General features: G+C 72.5%; 2 protein-coding genes and 1 pseudogene. All 3 read left to right on the top strand.

Going from position 1 to position 1,351, the window contains the following annotated elements; all coding sequences use genetic code 11:
- Window positions 1-250, top strand: a pseudogene (locus ACIY1X_RS18895) (methyltransferase type 11); the annotation flags it as partial.
- On the top strand, window positions 247-723 hold the full coding sequence (locus ACIY1X_RS18890; RefSeq protein ID WP_399683440.1) for a hydroxymyristoyl-ACP dehydratase: 477 nt from the start codon (window positions 247-249) through the stop codon (window positions 721-723). The pseudogene ACIY1X_RS18895 and the gene ACIY1X_RS18890, both read left to right, overlap by 4 nt.
- Window positions 720-1,351 (top strand): SDR family NAD(P)-dependent oxidoreductase (locus tag ACIY1X_RS18885; RefSeq protein ID WP_399683438.1); only part of this gene is annotated, 632 nt, incomplete at its 3' end. The genes ACIY1X_RS18890 and ACIY1X_RS18885, both read left to right, overlap by 4 nt.

Raw genomic sequence — 1,351 nt, 5'->3', positions numbered from 1 at the left:
CGTGCCCGGCCGCCTGCTGCTGCGCGTGGGCGACGCGGCCAGCCGCCGCGGCTTCGCCATCAGCCAGTGGGTGGACCGCACGGTCACGCGCATCCGCGGCCACAAGGTCTCGCCGACCTGGGGCCGCACGCTGGATGAATGGATCGCGCTGCTGCAGCGCCTGGGCTTCTCGGTGCAGCCGATCCCGATGAGCGAGGGCACGCCCTTCGCCAACGTGCTGCTCGTCGCCGACGTCGAATCACCGCTATGAACGCACCTGCCATCCTCGACCGCGCCGGCATCGCCGCGCGCATCCCGCACCACGGCGACATGTGCCTGCTCGACCGGCTGGAAGCCTGGGATGCGCAGGCCATCCACTGCACCACCGCGCGCCATGCCGACCCGGCCAACCCGCTGCGCACGGCCGGCGGCCTGCTGGCGCCGACGGCCATCGAGTTCGCCGCGCAGGCGATGGCGCTGCACGGCGGCCTGCTGGCGGCCGAAGGCAGCGCGCCCTCGGCCGGCTACATCGCCAGCGTGCGCAGCGTGAAGTTCCACGCCACGACCCTGCACGACAGGCCGGCGCCGCTGCACCTGCATGCGCAGCGCCTGTCGGGCGACGCCAGCCAGGTGATGTACGCCTTCCGCGTGGAAGACGGCGCGCAGCAGCCCGTGGCCGAGGGCCGCGTGGTGGTGGTGCTCAACACGCCCTTGCCCGACAACCCGATCTCGACTTCGCCATGACTGCATTGAAGAACAAGCGCGCCCTCGTCACCGGCGCCAGCGGCGCCCTGGGCTCGGCCATCGCCGAGCGCCTGGCCCGAGAGGGCGCCACCGTGCTGCTGCACGCCAACGGCCGGCGCGAGGCCATCGAGGCGCTGGCCGCGCGCATCGCCGACGCCGGCGGCCAGGCCGAGTGCCACGTGTTCGACCTGACCGACGACGCCGCCTGCGCCGCCGCCTGCGCGCGGATCCTCGAAGGCGGGCCGGTGCAGGTGCTGGTCAACAACGCAGGCATCCACGACGACGCGGTGCTGCCGGGCATGCGGCCCGAGCAGTGGCACAAGGTCATCGACGTCTCGCTCAACGGCTTCTTCCGCGTGACGCAGCCGCTCTTGCTGCCGATGCTGCGCACCCGCTGGGGGCGCATCATCAACATCTCGTCGGTGGCGGCCATCGCCGGCAACAAGGGGCAGGTGAACTACGCCGCCGCCAAGGGCGCGCTCAACAGCGCGACCAAGGCGCTGTCGCTGGAGGTGGCCTCGCGCGGCGTGACGGTCAACGCCATCGCGCCGGGCATCATCGCCTCGCCGATGGCCGATGCGGTGTTCGACCCGGCCGTGGTCAAGCAGATGGTGCCGGTGCAGCGCGC

This window comes from Xenophilus sp. (assembly GCF_044462705.1).
In the GTDB taxonomy this organism is placed as follows: Bacteria; Pseudomonadota; Gammaproteobacteria; order Burkholderiales; family Burkholderiaceae_C; genus Xenophilus; species Xenophilus azovorans.
This window is presented reverse-complemented; position numbering and strand designations above follow the sequence as displayed.